The 5,420-nt window shown below is 47.5% G+C and carries 1 protein-coding gene; it reads right to left on the minus strand.

Translation table 11 applies throughout. The features are described 5' to 3' along the window. Positions 1–5,307: hypothetical protein (locus KDK17_RS10175; RefSeq protein WP_257288006.1), on the minus strand; the 5,307-nt coding region annotated here is incomplete at its 3' end. Between the last annotated feature and the right edge of the window lie 113 nt (positions 5,308–5,420).

Consider the following 5,420-nt stretch of genomic DNA (forward strand, 5'->3'; position numbering starts at 1 on the left):
GCCCAATGGCATGGCCAGCCCGCCTGCTTCAGAGATTTTTTCAATGCCACTGTGGCAGGCATATTGGCCGGTTCGGTCAAGGTCAATACCAAAGCGTTCCAGCCAGCGCCGGAAAGGTGAGAGCATCCTGTGTGTGTAATCGCCCCGGTTGGTCAGATCCAGAAGATAGAGGAACGCCATGTTTGAGAGAGACAGTCTGGCTGCCTCCAGGACGGAATGGGTCACCAGTAGAGGTCTGTAGTTGGAGTAGTACCAGGTGACCGCCTGTACCAGAGAAGCTGAAGGTTTGACCCAGTAATCATTGAACTGGTGCTTAACCGCTGCGGCATGAGCCTGCATCAATGTGTCATGGATAGCATGGATCAGGTCTGATTCGGACACGCCAACAGCACTGGCGTAAGGTGTCAGGGTGTCCTGAACATTGGCCAGGAATGCTGCCGTCCTGTGGCCGTTTTCAAAGGCAATATCGTCAAGCACGTAGTTGGCGATGACCGCAGCGGCGTACTCTTTCATGCCGGCAACAGACTCTTTCATACCTGTCGGCCCAGTGGCGGTTATGGTAGGGGCAAAGGCACTTTGCATGAATTCCTCAGCACCCTTGTCGGACAGCATCTGGACAACTTTCCTGAAGTCAGGCAGATTGATGCCGTGCTTGTAGCCAAGGAAGTGTTCAAATTCGTCCACTGTCTGATAACCGTCGACACCTCTGACGGCCTTCATGTAGCTTTCAAGTTCAATCTTGCTGATCAGACCGTCACGCACAAGAGCTATGATTCTGTCACCACTGGCAGAATGGGTAGCGAAGTATTCAGAGAAACTTTTCAGGTTCTCTGGTTCATGCTCGACGAAGTGGATGGCTCTTTTGCCCATGCCATAAATTTCGTTGTCGTATTGTTGAGCCCCGGTTTTCAACTCATTCCTGGCCCTGTACGTTAGAATCCGGACTTCTTCCAGGGCATTACGAGGTTGCTCCTCTTCAGGCTCGGAGGGGTATTCCGGGAACGTTGCCTTCAGGCTCTTGAAAACTTCCACAATCCGACTGGCCTGTTTAAACGTCAGCTTGTCTCCGACCATTGCCTGCAAGCGAATCGGTGCAAATTCATCGTCAAAATCGCAAGTTGTAAGGAATGGTGTCTTAAGGAACGGTGTTGTCTTACCGCTTTCTGCTGCTAATTCTGCCAGACCTATTGCAGCTTCCAGAGCTTGTTGTTTGAGTGAGTGCTGCTGCATGAAGGCGTCCATAGCGGCTCGAATTTTTGCCTGTTTCAGTGTGTACTGGAAGGGGCCACGATCACTTTCGACAGCTGTCTCTGCGGCATTCAGGACTTCCTTCCTTCTCCTGATGTCTGCTTTCCTGATTTCAATCTCCTCTTCCAGACGGGCCTGTTTCATCAGTTGCCGGATCTTGCCACCATTACCATCTTTTCCGCCCAGTTCTAACTGTTTGTTTCTCAGGGCATCCATCCGTTGTCCAAAGGTGTCAGAAGTATCTGGTTTAAGATCCACGGCTTCTTCAGTGGCATCAAGAAACGCTTCATCATAATCTGCAAGATCGTCTTCTGCTTTTGATATAGCTTCATTTTTCTGCTTCAGGATCCAATCCAGCTTAGCCATTTCGTTCTTATGTACGGATTTAGCCTTCTCATCGGAATCTCCAAAATCGATATTCTCCTGTTTTTTACGATCCAGATTCTCCTGTGCATCCCTCTTTTCAAACCATCTACTGGTCAAGTCCATACATTTTCTGTCACGATCGCGCAGGAATTTCGTGACCTGAGCGTAGTTTTTTTTGGCTAAAGGCAGTTCATTCAATGCTTCCTCGAGGATACCGGTTTCGTCCGGATCATGATTATTTTTATGGGCTGTAACGGAGAAAATGTAATCAGTATTTTGCAGTGTACTGAGGTCACCTTCTTTGATCAGGAGATTCAGATCATGTTTGGCTCTCAGTTTCTCAGTGATCTCATCTCGTTTTTCTGCACTGTATTCCTGCAGGAAATGTCTGATGTCTTCTACTCGCTCTTCAGATGTTTGTTCGTCACCTGCAGTCAGACCCAGGTCGGTCTGAAGTTTTTTCATTAGCTGATTGAGAGCTACATCGTCTTTATCGGGGATATAGTCCAGGTCAGAAAGTTTCCCGGCAAATACAATGTGCTTGCCACGCAGCGTCTTCAGTTCGCGATGAACATCTCTCAGATTACTTTCAGCTTCTTCCAATGCTCGTCTGGCAGTGGCCACCTCACGATCAAGAACGTATCGGGGCTTGGGGCCCAGTCGGGCTATTTGCCTGTCAAGCTCTTTCTCAATGGCAGTAAGGCGCTCATTAACGTCAGGCTGACCCGCATTGAAAACTTCTTTATTCAACTGTTGGAGTTTTTTTTCAACCAGACTGTTCTGGTCTTCAATAGTGGCATCCTCTTTGTAGTCCTCAATGTTGAGTTGATGAGCCATTTCATTGTTCCAGACTCTTCGGGCAGCTTCGTCATCATAGAGTGCGTCTGATTTTTCGAATAATTCCTGAATTTTAGTGCTCAGGGCACCCTTTTGTTCAGCCAGGTCGTCATCCTGCTCAAATGCCACATTCAGAACTTTGGCCAGTTTGACAGTGGTAGCCTTGCCTCTTCCTTCAGCAGCAGCGTTTCTATGAGGGTAGATGTTCAGCTCTCTCTCTAAAGCTCCAAGCAGACTTGCCTGTTGTTTTTTGACTTGCATGTCCAGGCACGAATCTTTGACTTTATAGTGAAGAATCGCACGAAGCTTGTTGAGTTTGAGATCCCTCTCGTTCAGAGCTGCGCCGTCTTCTTTCCGGAGGGTTTGATCTATCTGATCCAGCAAGTGTCCTGAGACATCATCGCCGTCAAGTATTGTATGAACCCGGGCAAGTTTTACTGCATTGTCGTCCTCTTTATTGAATTTTATGTTGAGTATTTTTTCTATGGCTTCCAGCAGATCAGTCTGTTGGTCTCTGGCTTGCGTGTTCGGGCCAGGGTCCTGGAGTTTATAGTGAAGGTGCGCAAGAAGGGTGAGCAGCTGGAAATCCTTCGCGTGCAGAATTTTGCTTTCATATCTCCAGAGGATGCTATCAATCTCATCCAGCGTTTCACCCAGTATTTTATCTGAGAGATCATAGCTGTTAAGTACGCTGAAAATCCTGGTGAGTTTTGATGTTTTGTCATCCTCTTCACTGACGTTGATGTTGAGCATTTCTGCTACGACTTCCAGTATGTACCGGGCCTCTTCCTCTGCCCGCTGTCTGGCGTCTCTGATGTATTCCTGCATGTCTTCAGCAATGCCCTGACGACGGAGATACAGATCGTCGTTTTCATCAAGGTAATGAATCTCCAGAGCTTTTTCTACGGCACTCAGCGTCTTGAGGACTTTAGGCATGGCTTCCTGGAGGTCTGGTGTTGTAATGTCATCCACTTTCGGTTTCAAATCTGCAAGACGATGGAATCTGTTGTGTCGCATTACTTCAAATTGTGCGATGCGTTCTTCTAAATGTGCGATGCGTTCTTCAAACTGTGCGATGCGTTCTTCCAGTGCCTGGTTTTTCTGAAGCTGATCTTTATGAAATTCGTCGTCTGGAGCTCTCATTGAAAGTATTTCGTTGCGCAGGCTTTTTTGTTGAACATCCAGTATGTTAACTTCTTTCACCAGCTCTTCCACATAGACAGAAAGCCGTGCTCGCGCATCCTCAGATTGCCGATAGAGCAGGAGTGTTTCCTTTGTTAGCATTTCACTGGCAGTAACTTTCTCCGTTGTGATCCTTAACTGGTTTCTAAGCTTGATGAGTTCGCCTTCTGCTGCCCGCTGCTCTTCCAGCTTGATTTGATTCTCAATCATCTCTCTGGCCATGTCGGCCATGATTTTGTCTGCAAACGGTTTCGCGTTGTAAAAATTATCGGTCTGTAATTCGGCGGCAAAGGGTAAAATATTGAGAAAATTCCGAACAAAATGCGGGTTAGTCAGAAAATCTCTAAGTGCGGGTTTGAAGCTGAAGTGTTTTGCAAGTTGATTATGTATCGAGGGTGGCGTAATGAAAGACGAGGCGAATTTGACGTGTTCTACTGAGAAATAAAATTCATCTGCATGATCAGGAGTAGCAGCGGTCAATGCCTGCTGGAGAATTTCATAGTATGCCAGCATAAGCGCCGCATCATGATCTTCGAAAACACCAACATCGTGCCGCGCAGCTAACCCCTCGAGCAGTTCCATCTGCCTGCTTCGAATGACGTATTGGTAGCTTTTGATCTTGTCTTTTTTAACTTGTGTTGATACTCCAGGAGCGGGGGTATTAGCATCAACCCTTTTCCAGACGTCAAAGATTTTTTCCACAAAAGCGACATCTGTCGGATTCTGCTTCTGACCATGGAAAACAATAATCTCTCCCGGAGCTTCAGTCACTTCCAGCTTTGGATAACCTTCAGGCACAGGGCAAGCCCGCCACTCATCCCCAACGTTTACAACATAGCCGACGGGTTTATGGTAGTACAAAAGATCGTCCAGAGCTTTCTGTTGTAAACCCTCTCTCAGAGTATGAACCTGGGTATAGGCAGAGGTCGCTGCTGCCAAAAGTGGCTCATCATTAACAAAGAGTGCTTGATCCAGACTCTGCAAATCAGGAGGCTCATCGTCTGCAGCGACAAGGCGCATAAAGGTGCGACTGTTCACTTCAATTTTGTCAACTTCGATGGTGGCAAGGGCAACATAGTGATCAACTTCGCCAAGGCTACCTGCTCTTTCATTGGCTCCTTTCAGCACCCCGACCAAATGATTGGGGCTGGCGATTTTCGTTGTCGGTTCCAGTGGTTGGATGTCACCCGATTGACTTCGAACAGCCTTAATTGAATCCTGACTGGTCATTCCGTTTCTGACTTCAATGACCAGTACTTCTTCGGCAAGATTATGGGTAATCTTGAAGATCCCCTCATTACCTGCCTTCAGGACTTTGGTGTATTTCTGAGCAACGCCATCTTTGTCCGTTTCAAACAGATCAATACTGGAAACACCACCACTGATGCCAGAAAGAACATTTGTGAAGCCTTCAGAAGGAATCTCATAGCCAGCTCTGGTTTGAGTCTGATCGGGGTAGGTGGTGGTAATGGATTTGGGTATTGGTTGCTGGTTGTGACCTAAAGTTGGCTTAACTATGACCTCACTGTGGGTAAACTCCGCGTGTCCATTGCCCTGAATATCGATAGATTTTGTCTGTAGCCTGCGTTCGGTCAGTGCCTGTGTACCAAGGATGGAAGAACTGATGGCAACGGCCACGGCAAGGCGCAATGCATTGGGGCAAGCGTGTGTCATACTACTACCTCAGAACTGAGTACTTTTATTACCGTAAAAAGTGCTCGGCGCGGGATTCGTAGAGGGCACCCAGAGTGTAAGAGTAAGGAATACTTTCTGCATGGGAGAATGAC

Source organism: Endozoicomonas sp. SESOKO2 (assembly GCF_024606245.1).
Taxonomy (GTDB): Bacteria; Pseudomonadota; Gammaproteobacteria; order Pseudomonadales; family Endozoicomonadaceae; genus Endozoicomonas_A.